At 71.8% G+C, this 18000-nt stretch carries 17 protein-coding genes; 12 read left to right on the top strand and 5 right to left on the bottom strand.

Annotated features, from left to right (window positions below):
* The first annotated feature begins 6 nt into the window (after nucleotides 1–6).
* Together DJ021_RS06920 and DJ021_RS06915 are read left to right on the top strand one after the other, a co-directional pair.
* A complete protein-coding gene (locus tag DJ021_RS06920) occupies nucleotides 7–597 on the top strand; it encodes an SRPBCC family protein (protein WP_111456846.1) in 591 nt (196 codons plus the stop codon).
* Complete coding sequence (locus DJ021_RS06915) at nucleotides 594–1577, top strand: small ribosomal subunit Rsm22 family protein (protein ID WP_111456845.1); 984 nt, start codon at nucleotides 594–596, stop codon at nucleotides 1575–1577. The genes DJ021_RS06920 and DJ021_RS06915 overlap by 4 nt, the downstream gene beginning before the upstream one ends.
* Before the next feature lie 6 nt (nucleotides 1578–1583).
* Here the strand turns inward: DJ021_RS06915 and DJ021_RS06910 are convergent, their stop codons facing one another.
* Complete coding sequence (locus DJ021_RS06910; RefSeq protein ID WP_111456844.1) at nucleotides 1584–2567, bottom strand: LysR family transcriptional regulator; 984 nt, start codon at nucleotides 2565–2567, stop codon at nucleotides 1584–1586.
* Nucleotides 2564–3523 (bottom strand): LysR family transcriptional regulator, encoded by a 960-nt coding sequence (locus DJ021_RS06905; RefSeq protein ID WP_165837134.1) that lies wholly within the window; start codon nucleotides 3521–3523, stop codon nucleotides 2564–2566. The genes DJ021_RS06910 and DJ021_RS06905 overlap by 4 nt, the downstream gene beginning before the upstream one ends.
* Nucleotides 3524–3631: 108 nt before the next feature.
* On the opposite strand from DJ021_RS06905, the gene DJ021_RS06900 reads away from it, so the two are divergent.
* From DJ021_RS06900 to DJ021_RS06885, 4 genes are all read left to right on the top strand, one after another.
* A complete protein-coding gene (locus DJ021_RS06900; protein WP_165837133.1) occupies nucleotides 3632–4330 on the top strand; it encodes a glutathione S-transferase family protein in 699 nt (232 codons plus the stop codon).
* Between the two features lie 76 nt (nucleotides 4331–4406).
* Nucleotides 4407–5108: a hemerythrin domain-containing protein gene (locus DJ021_RS06895; protein WP_111456841.1), complete on the top strand. Its 702-nt coding sequence runs from the start codon at nucleotides 4407–4409 to the stop codon at nucleotides 5106–5108.
* Nucleotides 5109–5181: 73 nt separating this feature from the next.
* Nucleotides 5182–8016, top strand: coding sequence for a M16 family metallopeptidase (locus DJ021_RS06890; protein ID WP_111456840.1), 2835 nt, complete (start codon nucleotides 5182–5184; stop codon nucleotides 8014–8016).
* 34 nt (nucleotides 8017–8050) lie between these two features.
* The gene (locus DJ021_RS06885; protein ID WP_111456839.1) at nucleotides 8051–9280 is read left to right on the top strand and encodes a flavin monoamine oxidase family protein; all 1230 of its coding nucleotides are present in this window, start codon (nucleotides 8051–8053) and stop codon (nucleotides 9278–9280) included.
* Between the two features lie 3 nt (nucleotides 9281–9283).
* Here the strand turns inward: DJ021_RS06885 and DJ021_RS06880 are convergent, their stop codons facing one another.
* Complete coding sequence (locus DJ021_RS06880) at nucleotides 9284–10588, bottom strand: Hsp70 family protein (protein WP_111456838.1); 1305 nt, start codon at nucleotides 10586–10588, stop codon at nucleotides 9284–9286.
* Between the two features lie 93 nt (nucleotides 10589–10681).
* The gene (locus tag DJ021_RS06875) at nucleotides 10682–12970 is read right to left on the bottom strand and encodes an NADP-dependent malic enzyme (protein ID WP_111456837.1); all 2289 of its coding nucleotides are present in this window, start codon (nucleotides 12968–12970) and stop codon (nucleotides 10682–10684) included.
* Between the two features lie 185 nt (nucleotides 12971–13155).
* Here DJ021_RS06875 and DJ021_RS18660 point away from each other — a divergent pair, with 185 nt between their 5' ends.
* Complete coding sequence (locus DJ021_RS18660; protein WP_133254957.1) at nucleotides 13156–13641, top strand: hypothetical protein; 486 nt, start codon at nucleotides 13156–13158, stop codon at nucleotides 13639–13641.
* Nucleotides 13642–13710: 69 nt separating this feature from the next.
* On the opposite strand, the gene DJ021_RS06860 is transcribed toward DJ021_RS18660, so the two are convergent.
* Complete coding sequence (locus DJ021_RS06860) at nucleotides 13711–14037, bottom strand: hypothetical protein (RefSeq protein WP_111456834.1); 327 nt, start codon at nucleotides 14035–14037, stop codon at nucleotides 13711–13713.
* A gap of 154 nt (nucleotides 14038–14191) precedes the next feature.
* Here DJ021_RS06860 and DJ021_RS06855 point away from each other — a divergent pair, with 154 nt between their 5' ends.
* The 5 genes from DJ021_RS06855 (at nucleotide 14192) to DJ021_RS06835 (ending at nucleotide 17989) form a co-directional block, all read left to right on the top strand.
* On the top strand, nucleotides 14192–14512 hold the full coding sequence (locus DJ021_RS06855) for an ArsR/SmtB family transcription factor (RefSeq protein ID WP_111456833.1): 321 nt from the start codon (nucleotides 14192–14194) through the stop codon (nucleotides 14510–14512).
* Complete coding sequence (locus DJ021_RS06850; RefSeq protein ID WP_111456832.1) at nucleotides 14509–14982, top strand: SRPBCC family protein; 474 nt, start codon at nucleotides 14509–14511, stop codon at nucleotides 14980–14982. The genes DJ021_RS06855 and DJ021_RS06850 overlap by 4 nt, the downstream gene beginning before the upstream one ends.
* Before the next feature lie 24 nt (nucleotides 14983–15006).
* Nucleotides 15007–15666 (top strand): glutathione S-transferase family protein, encoded by a 660-nt coding sequence (locus DJ021_RS06845; protein ID WP_111456831.1) that lies wholly within the window; start codon nucleotides 15007–15009, stop codon nucleotides 15664–15666.
* A gap of 104 nt (nucleotides 15667–15770) precedes the next feature.
* The gene (gene dapB / locus DJ021_RS06840; protein WP_111456830.1) at nucleotides 15771–16538 is read left to right on the top strand and encodes a 4-hydroxy-tetrahydrodipicolinate reductase; all 768 of its coding nucleotides are present in this window, start codon (nucleotides 15771–15773) and stop codon (nucleotides 16536–16538) included.
* Between the two features lie 8 nt (nucleotides 16539–16546).
* Nucleotides 16547–17989: an amidase family protein gene (locus tag DJ021_RS06835; protein WP_111456829.1), complete on the top strand. Its 1443-nt coding sequence runs from the start codon at nucleotides 16547–16549 to the stop codon at nucleotides 17987–17989.
* Nucleotides 17990–18000 lie beyond the last annotated feature (11 nt).

Here is an 18000-nt window from a genome sequence, read left to right as displayed (position 1 = left end):
TTGCGCATGGCGGGCCTGTCGATCACCCTTTGGGCCTGTGCGGCGGCGCTCTTCCTCGCCGCCCCCGCCGCGGCCTTCGACCTGCCGCCCCGCGCCATGGCGGCGCTGGCGCAGGGGCGGCCGTACGTCGACGTGCAACCGGACCCGGACGGCTCCTCCGGCCTGATCCGCGCGGCCATCGACGTGCCGGCCCCCGTCACCGTCATCTGGACGGTGATGACCGACTGCGACCTTGCGCCGAAACTGGTCGCCGACCTGAAGAGCTGCCGGGTGCTGGAGGCCGATCCCGCCGGCGCCTGGGACGTGCGCGAGTACATCAGCCGGATGACCTTCCTGCCGCCGGTGCGCAACGTGTTCCGGTCCGACTACGAGCCGGAGCGCCGCATCCGCTTCCGCCGCACGGCCGGCGACCTGGCGGTGTTCGACGGCGAGTGGCGGCTGGAGCCGCAGGCCGCCGGCGCGGTGCGGGTGTTCTACGAGAGCCGGGTGACGGCGCCCTTCCACGTCCCGGGGCCGCTGGCGCGGATCGCCCTGCGGCGCGAAGTGCCGACCGCCCTGCTGGCGCTGCGCCGGGCGTCGGTGGCGCGCGCCCCATGACCCCCGACCTGCCGGGCGCGCTGCGGGCCGCCATCGATCGCGAGCTGGAAGGCGTCTCGCGCAAGGACCTCGCCGAGCGCACCGCCCGCACCTCGGCCGCCTACCGGGCCGGCGGGACCTCCGCCGCGGTGATCCGCGGGCCGCAGGACGCGCTCGCCTATGCGCTGGCGCGGATGCCCGCCACCTACGCCGCCTGCGCCAGCGTCTTCGCCGAGGCCGCGCGGATGGCCCCCGGCTTCGCGCCGAGGCGGCTGCTGGACGCCGGCGCGGGTCCGGGCGCCGCCGGCTGGGCGGCGTCGGAGGCCTGGCCAAGCCTCGCCACGGCCACCTGGCTCGACGCCAGCCCGCCGTTCCTGGGGCTGGCCGCCCGCCTCGCCCAGGCCGGGCCGCCGGCGTTGCAGGGCGCCGAGCGCCGCCGCGCCGACCTCACGGCCGCCAACCCATCCTGGCCCAGGGCGGACCTGGTGGTCGTCAGCTATGCCCTGGCGGAGATCGCGGCCGAGCGGCAGGCGCAGGTGGTGGCCGCGCTCTGGGCGGCCTGCGAGGGCGTGCTGGCCCTGGTGGAGCCCGGCACGCCGGCCGGCTTCGCGCGCATCCTCGCCGCCCGGCAGGCGCTGGTCACGGCCGGCGCGGCCCTGCTGGCGCCTTGTTCCCACGCCGCGGCCTGCCCGCTGACCGGCTCCGACTGGTGCCACTTCTCCGTCCGCCTGCCCCGCAGCCGCGACCACCGCATGGCCAAGGGCGCGGACGTTCCCTTCGAGGACGAGCGCTTCGCCTATCTGGTCGCTGCGCGCCCGGGCGTGGCGGCGCTCGCGCGGAGCCCGCGGGTGCTCGCTCCCCCGCGCGCGGGCAAGCCGGGAATCGAGCTCAAGCTCTGCGGCCCCGAGGGGCTGGAGCAGCGCTTCGTCGGGCGGCGTGACAAGGCCGCCCACGCCATCGCCCGGCGGCTCGACTGGGGCGACGCCTGGTCGGACGGCTGAGCCCGCTCAGGCGGGTGAGCTGAGCGCCGGCGGCGCCTCGTCGTTGTCGGCGACGCGCTGGCGTAGCGCCCGGTTCTGGGCCTCGCGGATCCGAGAGTCCTGCAGCACATAGGGGACCAGGAAGTCGATGAAGGCGCGGACGCGTGGGATGTCCTTCAGCTCCCGGCGGGTGACGATCCAGGACGAGGCCTGGGCCGTCTCGATGGCGGGGGAGCAGCGGATCAGGACCGGGTCGGCGTCGGCGAGGATGCAGCCCAGCGGCGCGACGCCCAGGCCCGCGCGGACCGCGTGCATCAGGTTGGTCATGGTGTTGGAGCGCGTGGCCGGCGACTTGCCGCCCGCATGCCCGAACATCCACTCCATGCCCGGCAGCGGGCCCAGCGTCACCTCGCCGCCGATCAGGTCGTGGTCCTGCAGGTTGGCCAGCGTCGGCACGCCTTTGCGGGTGGCGTAGTCGCGGCTGCAGTAGAGGGCGAAGTCGTAGTCGGCGAGCTTGCGGGCCACCAGGTCGGAGATCGGCAGGGCGCGGCCGGAGCGGATCGCCAGGTCCGCCTCGCCGGCCTCGATGTCCAGCGCCCGATCGGTGATCAGCAGGTCGACATGCACTTCCGGATAGAGCTTGCGGAACTCGCCGATCGCCGGGGTGATCATCGCGTTGGCGAGGATCTCGGTGCAGGTGATCTTGATGGCGCCGGCCAGGCCGCGCTGATGGGCCTGGGCGTGGTTGCCGAGCGCGACCGCGGCGTTCTCCACCTTCTCGGCGTCCGCCAGCAGGTCGCGGCCGGCCTCGGTGAGCCGGCTGCCGGTCTGCCCGCGCTCGAACAGCTTCACGCCGAGCGCCTCTTCCAGGTTCTCGGTGCGGCGCGCGACCGTGGTCTGGTTGACGCCCAGCGTCCTCGACGCCGACAGGGTGGAGCCGCCCCGCGCCACGGCGAGGAACGCCTTGAGGTCGTTCCAGTCGAACGCGCCGGGATCGGAGCTCGGGGTCATGCGGGCGCCTCCTCCTGGCGCGCGGCGGCGATGGCGCCCGCCACGGCGGCCTGGGTCTGCAGGCCCCGCTCGATCAGCGCCCGCCGGTCGGTGGCGAAGTGCGGCATCAGGAAATCGATGAAGGCGCGGACCCGCGGCACGTCGCGCATGTCGGCGCGGGTCAGCACCCAGACCGGTGACGGGAGGTCGTCGATCGGCAGGCAGCAGAACAGGTCGGGATCGATGTCGGCCACCAGCCGGGGCAGGGGCGCCAGCCCCAGGCCCGCCTTGGCCGCGACCATCAGGTTGGTGAGGCTGTTGGAGCGGCAATGCACCTCGGCCGCCGGGGCCTTGGCCATCATCCACTGCATGGCCGGCAGGGGCACGAGTCCGCCTTCGCCGCCGATCAGCACATGGTCGTTGAGCTCGGCCAGGACGCGCGGCCAGCCGCGGCGCACCGCATAGTCGCGGCTGCAGTAGATCCCCCACTCGAAGTCGGCCAGCTTGCGCGAGACCAGGTCGGAATCGGGCAGCACCGAGGCGCCGCGGATGGCCACGTCCGCCTCGCCCTTTTGGATGTCCAGGAAGGCGTCGCCGATCAACAGGTCCACGGTCACGCCGGGATAGAGCCGCCGGAACTCGCTCAGCGCCGGCACCAGGGCGATGTTGGCCAGCACCTCGTTGACCGTGACCCGCACCACGCCGGCCATCCCGCGCGCCAGCGCCTGCGCCTGATGGGTGAAGCCCTGGCTCGCGCGCTCCACGGCTTCGGCCTCGGCGATCAGGGCCAGCCCTGTTTCGGTCAGCCGGCTTCCGCCCTGGCCGCGCTCGAACAGCTTCAGCCCGAGGTCCGCCTCGAGGCTTTCGATGCGCCGGGCGACCGTGGTCTGGTTGACCCGCAGCGTCTTGGCCGCCGCGAGGGTCGATCCTCCGCGGGCCACGGCCAGAAGCGCTTTCAGGTCGTTCCAGTCGAACATGTTTCCATTCTGCAATTGCGCAGAACCAGCCTGCAAGAGCGCTGATTGCGGCGCACCGGCCCCACCTTTATGCCCCGGCCTTCGAAATTCGAACATGGGTCGCCGAACGTGGCCCGCGAAAAATCGAGGACCCGCACCGTGAAGCTCTACTACGACCCCATCTCCACCGTCTCCCGGCCCGTCATGATGTTCGCCGCCGAGCACGGGATCGCGCTCGAGTTCGAGCACGTCGATCTGCTGACCCACCAGAACCGCGAAGCCGCCTACGCGGCGATCAACCCGAACCTGGTGGTGCCCTTCCTCGTCGACGGCGACCTGTCGCTCGGCGAGAGCTCGTCGATCCTGAAGTACCTGGCCGACAAGGTCGGCTCGCCCGCCTATCCGACCGAGCTGAAGGCGCGCGCCAAGGTCAACGAGGCGCTCGACTGGTTCGCCACCAACTTCCACGAATACTACTGTGTGATGGCGGTCTATCCGCACCTGGGCATCCCGCACGGCGTCACCCCGCAGCTGGCCGAGCACATGATCGCCTTCGGCGAGGAGCACGCGCCCCGCTGGCTCAACGTCCTGGACCGCCACATGATCGGCGACCGCGCCTTCGTCTGCGGCGACCAGATCAGCCTGGCCGACTATCTCGGCGCGTCCTTCGTGGTGCTCGGCGAGGCGGTGGCCTTCGACCTCAGCCCCTATCCGAACATCGAGCGCTGGATCGCGCGCATGAAGGCCCGTCCCACCTGGGACGCGACCTACGCGGCCTTCTACGGCTTCCTGTCCGCCGTCCAGGCCCAGGCCCGCATCCCGGCCTGATCCGCCACCGCTTCACCCTTCATCCCTGAACCCGACAGAAAGCCGCCGGCGATCCGCGCCGGCGGAGGAGCCCCCTATGTCCTTCATCCAAGCCAAGCCCACCGCGACGTTCGATTTCTACGGCCCGATCCACAAAGGGCTGCGGCTGGCCCACGCCCAGCTGCTGGTCCGCCTCGGCTGCGCCGACGTCGACAGCGGCCAGGCGGTGGCCGAGCTGGTCGCCGACGTCCGCACCCAGTGCCACCTGGCCGAACACCACCTCGCCAACGAGGACCTCTGGGTGCACACCGCGCTGGAGGCCCGCGCGCCGGGCGCCAGCGCCCGCCTCGCCCAGTCCCATGACCACCACCGCCACGCCATCGAGGAGCTCGAGGAGCTGTGCGCGCGGGCGGAGGGCGCGGACGCCCTGGAGCGGCCGGCGCTGATGCGGCGGCTCTACCTGCGCTACTCGGTGTTCGTGGCCGAGGACTTCGCCCATATGGCCGAGGAGGAGCAGCTGATCCTGCCCGTCCTGCAAAGCCTGTTCACCGACGAGGAGCTGGCCTCCATCGAGGACTGCATCCTGAGCGGCCTGACGCCGGAGGAGCTGATCACCTTCGGCCGGCTGATGATCCCCGCCGCCACGCCGCGCGACCGGGTGGTCTTCCTGGGCGCGATCCGCGCCAACGCCCCGGCCGAGGCCTTCGGCGCGATCATGGAAATGGCCGCGAAGGCCAGCCTCGCCCCCACCGACTACGCGCGTCTCTGCGACGGCCTGGGCGTCGCCGCCCAGGGCTGATGACAAGGCCGTAAGCTTCCCCGGCGGCCGGGCGGTGCTAAGGATTTCCCGTAAGCCTCATCGGGACGTCCTCATGCTCCGCACCGCCCGCGCCGCCGGTCTCGCGCTGTTCCTCGCCACCACCGCCCTCGCGCCCGCGGCGCTCGCGCAGAGCCCGCCCACCGCCACCGTCCCGCCGATCGTCTACAAGCAGCGCACCCTGCCCAACGGGCTGCAGGTGTTCACCTCGCTGGACCGCACGACGCCCAACGTCACGGTGCAGGTCTGGTACGGCGTCGGCTCCAAGGACGACCCCCGCGGCCGCTCCGGCTTCGCCCACCTCTTCGAACACATGATGTTCAAGGCCACCAAGGACCTGCCGGCCGAGAGCTTCGACCGGCTGACCGAGGACGTGGGCGGCATGAACAACGCCTCCACCTGGGACGACTTCACCAACTACTACGAGGTGGTCCCGGCCAATCACCTGGAGCGGCTGGTCTGGGCCGAGGCCGAGCGGATGGGCTCGCTGGTCATCGACGAGCCGAACTTCAAGTCCGAGCGCGACGTGGTGAAGGAGGAGCTGCGCCAGCGGGTGCTGGCCTCGCCGTACGGGCGGCTGTTCTCGCTCTACGTGCCGGAAGCCACCTACACGACCCACCCCTACCACCGGCCGGGCATCGGCTCGATCGAGGAGCTGGACGCCGCCACCATCGACGACGTGCGGGCCTTCCACCAAGCCTACTACCGGCCGGACAACGCCGCCCTGATCGTGGTCGGCAACTTCGATGAGGCCAAGCTCGACGTCTGGATCGACCGCTACCTCGGCCCGCTGAAGAAGCCGGCCCAGCCGATCCGGCGGGTCACGGCCGTGGAGCCGCCGCGCACCAGTCCCGGCGTGTTCGAGGGCTACGGCCCCAACGTGCCGCTGCCGGCGCTGGCGATCACCTGGCTGACCGTGAAGGCGTCGGACCCCGACGCCCCGGCGCTGAAGGTGCTGGACGCCATCCTGTCGGCCGGCAAGTCGTCGCGGCTCTACAACAGCCTGGTCTACGACCAGCAGGTGGCCACCGAGATCTTCTCCAACGCCGACCTGCCGCAGCAGCCCGGCAACTTCATGGTCGGCGCGGTGATGGCGTCCGGCCACAACCTGGCGCAGGGCGAGAGCGCCCTGCTGGCGCAGGTGAAGCGCCTGCGCGACGCCCCGCCCAGCGCCGCCGAGCTGGACGAGGCCAAGAACGAGCTGGTCGCCGGCAAGCTGCGCGAACGCGAGACCATCGACGGCCGCGGCTTCGCGCTCGGCTATGCGCTGCGGATCAACGGCGACGCGGCCAAGGCCAACACCGAGCTCGCCGACCTGCAGGCGGTGACCGCCGCCGACGTGCAGCGGGTGGCGCGCAAGTACCTCGCCGACGACCGGCGCATGACCATCCGCTACCGCCCGGAGAGCGAGCGGCCGAAGGGCGAGGTCGCGGCCGCGCCGCCGGCGCCGCCGAAGATGGTCGCCAAGTACGCGGGCCCGGTGTTCGCGCTCGCGCCCGCCGGCAAGCGCCAGGCCCCGCCGCCGATCGCCGCGCCGGTGCAGCCGGTGCTGCCGCAGCCGGCGGAGCGGACGCTGGCCAATGGCCTGCGGGTCATCGTCGCCCACTCCACGGAGCTGCCGCTGGTCACCGCCGACCTCACCGTCAAGACCGGCGCCTGGGCGGACCCGCAGGGCCTCTCCGGCGCCACCGGCATGACCGCGGGCATGCTGACCGAGGGCACCACGACCCGCTCGGCGCAGGAGATCGCCCGCCAGGTCGAGGCCCTGGGCGCGACGCTGGACTCCGCCGCCGGCCTGGAGTCCTCCTCCGTCACCCTCAACGTCATGCCCGACATGCTGAACGCCGCCATGGCGATCATGGCCGACGTGGCCCGGAACCCGGCCTTCAAGGCCGAGGAGCTGGACCGCCAGCGGCAGCTCGCCCTCGACGGCCTGCAGGTGGCCTACCAGGAGCCCGGCCAGGTGACCGGCTTCGCCGCCGCGCCGGTGGTGTTCGGGGGCACGCCGTTCGGCCATGTGACCACCGGCACGCCGGCCTCGATCCCGCGCATCAAGCCCGCCGACCTGACGGCCATCCACCAGGCGTGGTTCCGGCCCGACAACGCCATCCTGGTGCTGACCGGCGACATCACCGCCGACCAGGGCTTCGCGCTGGCGCAGCAGGCGTTCGGCGACTGGGCCCGGCCGGCCTCGCCGCTGCCGCCCGCGCCGGCGATCACCCCGCAGCCGCACGCCCGCGCCGTGGCCATCGACCTGCCCGGCGCCGGGCAGGCCGCCGTCACCGTGGTCAAGCCGGCCATCCCGCGCAGCGATCCCGACTACTACCCGGGCATCGTCGCCAACACCGTGCTGGGCGGCGGCTACTCGGCTCGGCTGAACCAGGAGATCCGCATCAAGCGCGGCCTGAGCTACGGCGCCTCCTCGCGGCTGTCGGCCAACCGCACCACCGGCTCCTTCCGGGCCGCGGCCCAGACCAAGAACGAGTCCGCGCCGCAGGTGCTGGAGCTGATCACCCAGGAGATGACCAAGCTCGCGGCCGCGCCGGCCGGGGCCGAGGAGCTGAAGGCCCGCAAGTCGGTGCTGGTGGGCGGCTACGGCCGTGAGCTCGCCACCACCGATGGCCTGGCCAACATCCTCGGCAATCTCGCCCTCTACGGCGTGCCGCTGGACGAGATCACCCGCTACACCGCCAAGGTGGAGGCGGTGTCGTCGGCCCAGGTGCAGGACTTCGCCGGCCGCCGGCTGGACCCGGGCTCGGCCAGCGTCATCGTCGCCGGCGACGCCAAGGCCTTCGCCGCGCCCCTGAAGGCCAGGCTGCCGAACCTGGAGACCATCCCGCTCGACCAGCTCGACCTCGACAGCCCCAGCCTGCGCAAAGCCGGCAGCTAGGCCGGCCAGGGTCCAGAGACGGGGTCCAGGCCGGATGCAGGACAGGTTCGATGTGGTGGTGGTGGGCGCGGGCGCGGCGGGGATCGCGGCGCTGCGGCGGCTCACGGCGGCCGGCGTCTCCGCGGTGGCGCTGGAGGCCCGGGACCGGGTCGGCGGCCGTGCGCACACGGTGATCGCCGCCGGCCTGCCGCTCGACTGCGGCTGCGGCTGGCTGCACTCGGCCGACGTCAATCCGCTGGTCGGGCTGTTCGAGCGCGCCGGCTTCACCATCGACCGCACGCCGCCGCACTGGACGCGGCAGTCCGGCAATCAGGACTTCCCCGCCGAGGACCAGCGGGCCTTCGGCGAGGCCTACGGCGCCTTCGAGCAGACCCTGGAGGCGGCCGCGAAGGCCGGCGTCGACCGGCCGGCCGCCGAGCTGCTGCCGCCGGGCGGGCGCTGGAACCACCTGATGGACGCGGTCTCCAGCTACTACAACGGGGCGGAGTACGATCAGGTCTCAGTGGTCGACTACGCGGCTTACGAGGACTCCGGCGTCAACTATCGGGTGGCGGAGGGCTATGGGACCGCCATCGCCGCCTTCGCCGAGCCGGACCGGGTCGTCACCGACTGCGTCGTGCGGGTGATCCGCCACGACGGCCCGCAACTGTGGCTCGACACCTCCCGCGGGACGATCTTCGCCCGCGCGGTGATCGTCACCGCGCCGACGCCGGCGCTCGCCGAGGGCCGCCTGGCCTTCTCACCGGGGCTGCCGGACAAGGCCGAGGCCGCCGCCGGCCTGCCGCTCGGCCTCGCCGACAAGGTCTTTCTCGGCGTCGACGAACCCGAGGCCCTGCCGGCGGAGGGCCACCTGTTCGGCCGCACCGACCGCACCGAGACCGGCAGCTATCACCTGCGGCCGTTCGGGCGGCCCTACGTCGAGACCTTCCTGGGCGGCCGCTCGGCGCGCGCGCTGGAAGCCGAGGGCCGGGGCGCGATGACCGCCTTCGCGATCGAGGAACTGGCGGCGCTGCTGGGGTCCGACTGGCGGCGCAAGCTGACGCCGCTCGGCGAGACCGCCTGGGCCGCCGACGCCTGGTCGCTGGGCAGCTACTCCCATGCCCTGCCGGGCCACGCCGGGGCGCGGGCGGCGCTGGCGCAGCCGGTCGACAACCGCATCTTCTTCGCCGGCGAGGCCACCAGCCCGCACTACTACTCCACCGCCCACGGGGCCTGGGAGACCGGCGTCCGCGCCGCCGAGGAGGCGCTGGCGGCGCTTACCTAGCCGTCACGCCGGGGCGCTGGCCGTCCACCGGCTCAGGTCGCGCTCGCGGCCCATCAGCGCCAGGCCCGAGGCGATGGATTCCAGCTCCGCCCCGGTCTCGATCTTCGAGGCCTCGAAGCGGCGGTGGAAGATCGACCGCACCGCCGGCACCAGCGACGAGCCGCCGGTGAGGAACACCCGGTCAATCCCCTCGGGCCCCAGGTTGGCGTTGGCGAGCGCCGCGTCCACCGCCGCCTCGATCAGCCCCAGCTCCGGGGCGATCCAGCCCTCGAACTCCGTTCGGGCGACGTCGCGGACGATGCCGATGGAGCCGGCCTCGAAGCGGAATTCCGCCTGCGCCTCGCGCGACAGCGCCTCCTTCAGCCGCGAGACCGAGCGGTAGAGGCGGTAGCCGTAGTTCTCGTCCAGGGTCTCCACCAGCCGGGCGAGCTTCTCCGGCTCGACGGCCTCGCGCACCAGCTTGCGGATCTCGCGCATGTCGCGGCTGGCGCGCATCAGGGCCAGCTGGTCCCAGCGGGCGAAGGCCGAATAGTAGCGGTTGGGGATCGGCAGCACCTTGCCGAAGCTCTCGTAGCTGGAGCCCTTGCCGAGCGCCGGGGAGACCAGGTTGTCGATGATCCGGTAGTCGAAGGCGTCGCCGGCCACGCCCACCCCCGACCGCCCGAGCGGGATCGAGCGGATCTCGCCGGCTTCACGCTCGAAGCGGATGATCGAGAAGTCCGAGGTGCCGCCGCCGAAGTCGCCGACCAGCACGGTGGCGTCATGGTCGAGTTCGCGGGCGAAGAAGAACGCAGCCCCCACCGGCTCGTAGGCGTAGAGGATCTCCTCGAACCCCATGCGGCGGAAGGCGATCTCGTAGCGCTCCAGCGCCAGCTCCGGCTTCGGCGCGCCGCCGGCGAAGGTCACCGGCCGGCCGACGATCACCCGCCGCGGCAGCTCGGCCATGCCGTTCCCGGCGTAGTCGCGGACCTTCAGCAGGAAGGTGGAGAGCAGGTCCTCGAACCGGTAGCGGCGCCCCAGCACCTGGGTCTCGGTGAAGCTCTCCGAGGCCGCGAAGCTCTTGAACGACTGGATGAACCGGGTCTCGGCCGGATCCTCCACATAGGCCTCGATGGCCCAGGGGCCGGCGGCGATGGCGCGGTCCTGGGGATGCTCCGGCGGGGCGTGGAACGACAGGGCGGAGCGGAAGGCGAACAGCTCGCCCTCCGGCGCCGGGAACCTCACCAGCTGCGCCGGCCCCGAGGCGTCGGCCAGCGCGACCACGGTGTTGGTCGTGCCGAAGTCGATGCCCAGAGAGAGGGTGCTCATGACGCGCCGCCGTTGCGAGGGGCGCGCCACATAGCAAACAACCGGGTCATCCCGGAAGCCCGTCAGCGGCCGTCGGGGATCACGCCGGGAGGATCAGCCCTCGATCTCCACCAGCGGCCGGTCGTAGGCCGCCACGGTGGCCATCTGCAGGATCCGCGACACCGAGGCCGACAGCGGGGTGATCTGCACCGCCTTCGACAGGCCCAGCAGGATCGGGCCGATCACCGTCGCCCCGCCCAGGACCTCGATCAGCTGGGTGGAGATCGCGGCGGAGTGGATGGCCGGCATGATCAGCACGTTGGCCGGCCCCGACAGGCGCATGAACGGATAGTTGACCCGCTTGCTGGGATCGAGCGCCAGCTCCGGCGGCATCTCGCCCTCGTACTCGAAGTCGACGTCCATCTCGTCGAGCATGGCCACGGCCTCGCGCACCTTCTCCGAGCGGACGCCCATCGGGTTGCCGAAGGTGGAATAGCTCATGAAGGCGACCCGCGGCTTGTAGCCCAGGGTGAGCACGGCGCGCGCCGCCTCGACGGCGATCTCCACCAGGTCCTCGGCTTCGGGCATCTCGGTGACGTTGGTGTCGGCGATGAACAGGGTCCGGCCCTTGGCCAGCACCACGCTCATGCCGATGATCCGGCCGTCGTCGGCCGGATCGATCACCCGCAGCACCTCCTCCAGCACCTGGTCGAAGGAACGGGTGACGCCGGTGACCATGCCGTCGGCGTGCCCCAGCGCCACCATCGCCGCGCCGAACGCGTTGCGGTCCTGGTTGATCAGCCGCTGCACGTCGCGGCGCAGGTAGCCTTCCCGCTGCAGGCGCTCGTAGAGGTAGTCGACGAACTCGGGGTTCCGGTCCGACAGCCGGGCGTTGATGATCTCCAGCTTGGCCTCGACGGGATCGAGGCCGACCGCCCGCATGTTGGCGTGCACCAGGTCCTCGCGGCCGACCAGCACGGCGTCGCCGAGGCCGGCGCTCTGGAAGGCGTAGGCGGCGCGGATCACGCTCGGCTCCTCGCCTTCGGCGAAGACGATGCGCTTGCGCGGGCCCGACAGCACCACGCCCTGCAGCTTCTGGAGGAAGGCCGCGGTGGGATCGAGGCGCTGGGCGAGGCTGGCGCGATAGGCGTCCATGTCCTCGATCGGCTTGCGGGCGACGCCGGTGTCCATCGCCGCCTGGGCGACGAAGGGCGGGATGTACCAGAGCAGGCGCGGGTCGAAGGGCGTCGGGATGATGTACTCGGGCCCGAACTTCAGCTGCAGGCCGTGGTAGGCGGCGGCGACCTCGTCGGGCACGTCCTCGCGGGCCAGCTGCGCCAGGGCGTTGGCGCATGCGATCTTCATCTCCATGTTCACCCGCCGGGCGCGCACGTCGAGCGCGCCGCGGAAGATGTAGGGGAAGCCCAGGACGTTGTTGACCTGGTTCGGATAGTCGCTGCGGCCGGTGGCGACGATGGCGTCGGGGCGGACCGAATAGACCTCTTCCGGAGTGATCTCCGGGTCCGGGTTGGCCATGGCGAAGATGATCGGCTTCGGCGCCATGGTCTGCACCAGCTCGGCGGTCAGCGCGCCCTTCACCGACAGGCCGATGAAGACGTCGGCGCCTTCCAGCGCCTCGGCCAGCGTGCGTTTGTCGGTTTCGATGGCGTGGGCCGACTTCCACTGGTTCATGTCTTCCGGACGGCCGCGCCAGAGCACGCCCTTGCGGTCGACGGCGATGACGTTCTGCGGCGACACGCCCATCGCCTTGATCAGCTCCAGCGTGGCGATGCCCGCCGCGCCCGGGCCGTTCAGCACCACCTTGACGTCCTTCAGGTCGCGGCCGGTGATGGCGCAGGCGTTGATCAGCCCGGCGGCCGAGATGATCGCGGTGCCGTGCTGGTCGTCGTGGAAGACCGGGATGTCGAGCAGTTCCTGCAGCTCGGTCTCGATGCGGAAGCACTCGGGGCTCTTGATGTCCTCGAGGTTGATGCCCCCGAAGGTCACGCCGATGTTCTTGACCACGGTGATGATCTCGTCGGGATCGGTGGCCGAGACCTCGATGTCGATGGCGTCCACGTCGGCGAAGCGCTTGAAGAGCACGCCCTTGCCTTCCATCACCGGCTTGGAGGCCAGCGCGCCGAGATTGCCGAGGCCGAGGATGGCGGTGCCGTTGGAGATCACCGCCACCAGGTTGCCCTTCGACGTGTAGTCGTAGGCCGCCTCCGGATCCTCGGCGATCTTCAGCACCGGCACCGCGACGCCGGGCGAATAGGCGAGGCTGAGGTCCCGCTGCGTCGCCATCGGCTTGGTCGCGGTGATCGCGATCTTCCCGGGTGTCGGGTACCTGTGGAAGCTGAGCGCCTCCTCGTCGGTGAAGGTGCGCTTCTCGGCGTCGTTCATACGGCGGCGGGTCCTTCAGACGAGGGTGGCGATGAGAAGGCGGCAACCTACAGAGGCGCGACGGGCGAAACAACCTCTGCCGGAGAACGGGTCCGCCGGCTTGCATGCAATATTTCAGGTTTGGAACTGAACGAACGATCGGCCGGTTCTTCGTGCGGGTGGAGGGGCGTAACGGGAGCACCCCTATGTCGAAAGTTCTTCCCTACGCCGCGCTCGTCGCGGCCCTGGCGGTCGCCGCGCCATCCCTGGCGCAACAGTACCCTTCGTCATCGTCCGCCACCCGGCCGCCCGCATCGACCGGCGCAAGCGGCACGACCGGCTCGACCACCTCCACCTCGCCCGGAGCGAGTTCATCGACGGGCGCCGCCGGCGGGATGAGTTCATCGACCGGCGCGGCAGGCGGAATGAGCTCGTCGGCAGGCGGCGCGGCCGGCGCCGACGTCTCGGGCTCCAACGCCAGCGTCACCACCGGCATGACCGTTAAAGACAAGACCGGCGCCCCGATCGGCCAGGTGACCGAGGTGAAGGCCGACGCCTCCGGCCAGCAGGTGGCCACCATCAAGATGGGCTCCGACACCTTTGCCGTCGACACCACGCGCCTTGGCGTGCAGGGCGGATCGGCGACCATCAACGCCACGCAGGCCGAACTGAAGTCGATGATCAAGAAGTAGGGGCTTCGCCAGCCGGTTCGCCGGCGCGGAGCGAGGGACAGGGGGCGGCCCAGGCCGCCCCCCTTTTTGTCAGCGGTTCTGCATGTCGTGCTTCTGCATCCGCACCTCGGCGCTCAACCGGTCGAACCGGCGGTCGAGGTCGGCCCGCTCGCGGGCGTCCAGCCGCCCGCCGGAGCGCCGGTACTGCGCCTCCAGCCGGTTCAGCGCGCGGAATTCCTGGCGCAACCGCACCGCCTCGGGCCGGGTGAGCGATCCGCTGCGAACGCCCTGGTCGATGCGACTCTCCAGGTTGGCCTGCCGTTGATTGATCGACTGCCAGGGCGCGGCCTGGGCCGCGATCGGCGCGCAAGCCAGCACCGCGGAAACTGCGGCCAGGGAGATCACCATACGCTTCATGCTTCACCTCTTCAGAAAGCCGCCCCAGGGACAACGCGCACGATGCCACCGTGCAGCTGAACGCCTGCCGACCGATTTTGTTGTCGCCTGTTCAGCAATCCAATGTCGCGCCGAGGCCATTGACTCGTCTGTAAGTTACGGCTTACGGTAAGTCATGGCTAACACGAATGCCTTTGCCGCGCTTGCCGATCCCACGCGCCGGGCGGTGTTCGAGCGCCTCGCCCAGGGGCCGCGCGCGGTGGGGGACCTGGCGCAGGACCTGCCGGTCAGCCGCCCGGCGGTGTCGCAACACCTCAAGGTGCTGAAGGAGGCCGGGCTGGTGAGCGACCGCGCCGAGGGCGCCCGCCGCGTCTACCAGATCGATCCCCAGGGCCTGGGTCAGCTGCGGGCCTGGCTCGACCGGTTCTGGGACCAGGCGCTGGCGGCCTTCCAGGCCGAAGTGGAACGCAACGAAGACGAGGAGCCGAAGACGTGAACCAGGTCATCCAACCCGCCGCCATCCGCAAGACGCTGACGGTCCGCGCCACGCCCGAGAAGGCGTTCGCGGTGTTCACCGACGGGTTCGACCGCTGGTGGCCGAAGAGCCACACCATCGGCAAGTCGCCGCTGAAGACGGCGGTGATCGAGCCGCGGGTCGGCGGCCGCTGGTACGGGCTGTCGGAAGCGGGGACCGAGGACCTCTGGGGCGACGTCCTGGCCTGGGAGCCGCCGTCCCGGCTGGTGCTGGCCTGGCGGATCAACGGCGAGTGGACCTACGACCCGGCCCTGCTGACGGAGGTCGAGGTGCGCTTCACCGCGGTCGGCGACGGCGAAACCCGCGTCGATTTCGAACACCGCGACCTCGAGCGCTTCGGCGGCAGCACGCAGGCGGACGAGACCCGCGTCTCCATGGACGGCGGCTGGGGCAAAATCCTCGAAAGCTTCCAGGCCGCGGCCGAAGCCTGATCACAACCGGACGGAGATCATCCCATGTCGACCCTCACCATCCACGGCATCCCCGGAAGCCCCTATGTGCGCATGCCGCTGATGGCCTGCGAGGAGAAGGGCGCGCCCTGGCGCCTCGCGGCGATGCAAATGGGGAGCGGGCGAACGCCTGAACACCTGGCCCGCCATCCGTTCGCCCGCATGCCCGCCATGGAGCACGGCGACTTCCAGCTCTACGAGAGCCAGGCGATCATCCGCTACGTCGACCAGGTGTTCGATGGGCCCGCCCTGACCCCGACCGCCCCCCGCGCCGCGGCGCGGATGAACCAGGTGATGGGGATCGTCGACTGCTACGTCTCCAAGTCGATCAGCGGCGGGATCAGCTGGAACCGGCTGGTGGCGCCGATCTTCGGCATGCCCGTGGACGAGGAGGCGATCACCGCGGCCATCCCGATGTCGCGGACCTGCGTGGCGGCGCTGGAGGAGATCCTCGGCGACAACGCCTATTTCGCCGGCGACGCGGTCTCGCTGGCCGACATCATGGCCTTCCCCCACCTGGAGATGCTGCCGCTGTCGCCCGAGGGCGCGGAGATCGCCGCCGGCTCGCCGCTGCTGGACTGGCTGGCGCGCATGGCCCAGCGGCCGAGCGTCGCCGCCACCGCCTGGGAGCGGCTCAGCGCCATGACCCAGGCCGAACCGGCCTGACCGCCGGCCGTCCTCCGGTCCGCAGAAGGATCGGAGGACCCCCATTGACCCGGCGGCCCCGCTCGGGAGACTAGCGCTCCGCTCGTTCGCCCGGAGATCGCGCCCTGTCCTCCCCTATCAAGATCGCCGTCGCCGGCGCCCTCGGACGCATGGGCCAGGCGGTGACCGCCGCCGTCCAGGCGCAGGACGGGCTGCAGCTCGTCGCGCGCTTCGGCCGGTCGGAGGCGGAGGGACTGACCTCCCAGGCGCAGGCCCTGGCCGCCGCCGACGTGGTCATCGACTTCACCGCCCCGGCCGCCTCGGCCGCCCTGGCCGCCGCCTGCGCGCAGGCCGGCGGGCCCGCCCTGGTGATCGGCGCCACCGGCTTCGACGCCGCCCAGCTGGCGGCGATCGCCAAGGCCGGCCAGACGATCGCCATCGTCCGGGCCGGCAACTTCTCCCTGGGCGTCAACATGCTGATGGGCCTCGTGCAGCAGGCGGCCCGCGCCCTGCCGGCCGAGGCCTACGACATCGAGGTCTTCGAGGCCCACCACCGCCGCAAGGTCGACGCGCCCTCCGGCACCGCCCTGATGCTGGGCGAGGCCGCGGCCCGCGGCCGTGAGGTGGAGCTGGCCGCCGTCGCCCAGCGGGTGCGCGACGGGATCACCGGCCCGCGGCCGGCCGGCGAGATCGGCTTCTCGGTCCTGCGCGGCGGCGGGATCATCGGCGAGCACAGCGTCACCTTCGCCGCCGACGACGAGATCCTGACCCTCTCGCACTCCGCCCGCGACCGCGGCCTGTTCGCCCGCGGCGCGGTGGCCGCCGCGCGCTGGGTGGCCGGACGCCCGGCCGGGGAATACGACATGCAGGACGTCCTGGGCTTCAAGGGATAGCCATAGCCATGGCCGAGGTGCTCAAGCTCGATGCGACCGGCCAGCTGGCGGCGCTGGCGGGCAACCGCGTCTCCGCCGTCGAGCTGCTGAAGGCGGCGCTGGCGCGGCACGAGCAGACCCACGGCCAGCTCAACGCGGTGGTCGCCATCGACCTGGAGCGGGCGCTGGAGCGGGCCCGGGCCATCGACGACGCGCGCGCCAAGGACATGCCGCTGGGCCCGCTCGCCGGCCTGCCGATGACCGTCAAGGACACCTTCGACGTGATCGGGATGCCCGCCACCTCGGGCCTCGAGACCTACCGCCGGCGCAAGGCGGAGGACGCCGTGGTGGTGGCCCATACGCGCGCGGCCGGCGCGGTGATCTGGGGCAAGACCAACGTGCCGGTGCTGGCCGGCGACTGGCAGAGCTTCAACAGCCTTTACGGGACCACCAACAACCCCTGGGACCTGGAACGCACGCCCGGCGGCTCCTCCGGCGGGGCGGCCGCGGCGCTGGCCGCCGGCGTCACCGCGCTGGAGATCGGCTCCGACATCGGCGGCTCCCTGCGGGTCCCGGCCAACTTCTGCGGGGTCTTCTCGCACAAGCCCACCTGGGGCCTGGTGACCCAGCACGGCCACGTGCCGCCGCGGCCCGGCTCCTGGGTGGAGCGGGACCTGAACGTGGTCGGGCCGCTCGCCCGCTCGGCCCGCGACCTGCGGCTGTTGCTGGCGGTGATGCAGAACGGGCCGCTGGCGCCCAAGGCGCCGCCCGCCGATCTGAAGGGCGCGCGCATCGCGCTCTGGCTCGACGAGCCCTCCTTCGCGCTCGACGCCGAGGTGCGCGCCGTCCTCGAGGCCTTCGCCGCCGACCTCGCCCACGCCGGCGCGGAGGTGACCCCGATCCCCAGCCCGCTCGACATGCCGGTCCTGGTCGGCGCCTACCACACCCTGCTCGGCGGCATCCTGGGCGAGGACCTGCCGCCGAGGGTGGTGCGCGGCATGGAGCTGATGCGCGGGCCGGCCCGCTGGGCCATGAAGCGCGGCGCGGACCCGCTGTCGCGCTCGGCGATGATCCTTGCCTACACCGCCACCCACCGCGAGTGGATGGCCGCCGACGCCGTCCGCGCCCGCTTGCGCCACCAGATCGGCGAGCTGTTCGGCCGCTTCGACGTCATCCTCGCGCCGATCTCCCCGGTGGTGGCCTTCCCGCACAACCACCGGCCGTTCGAGAAGCGCAAGCTCCTCTGCTCCAACGGCCAGACCATCCCCTACAATTCGATGCTGAACTGGATCGCGCTGGCCACCGCGCTCGGCCTGCCCGCCACCGTGGTTCCCGCCGGGATCTCGCAGACCGGGATGCCGGTCGGCGCCCAGCTGATCGGCCCCCTGGCCGGCGACGCGCGCACCCTGGCGCTCGCCCAGGCCATCGACGAGAACGTCCGCGGCTTCACGCCGCCGGAGATGATGCGTTAGCCCCAAGCTCA

It is taken from the genome of Phenylobacterium hankyongense (assembly GCF_003254505.1).
Classification (GTDB): domain Bacteria; phylum Pseudomonadota; class Alphaproteobacteria; order Caulobacterales; family Caulobacteraceae; genus Phenylobacterium; species Phenylobacterium hankyongense.
Note: the sequence above shows the minus strand (reverse complement) of the source record. Positions and strands in the feature narration are given on the sequence as shown.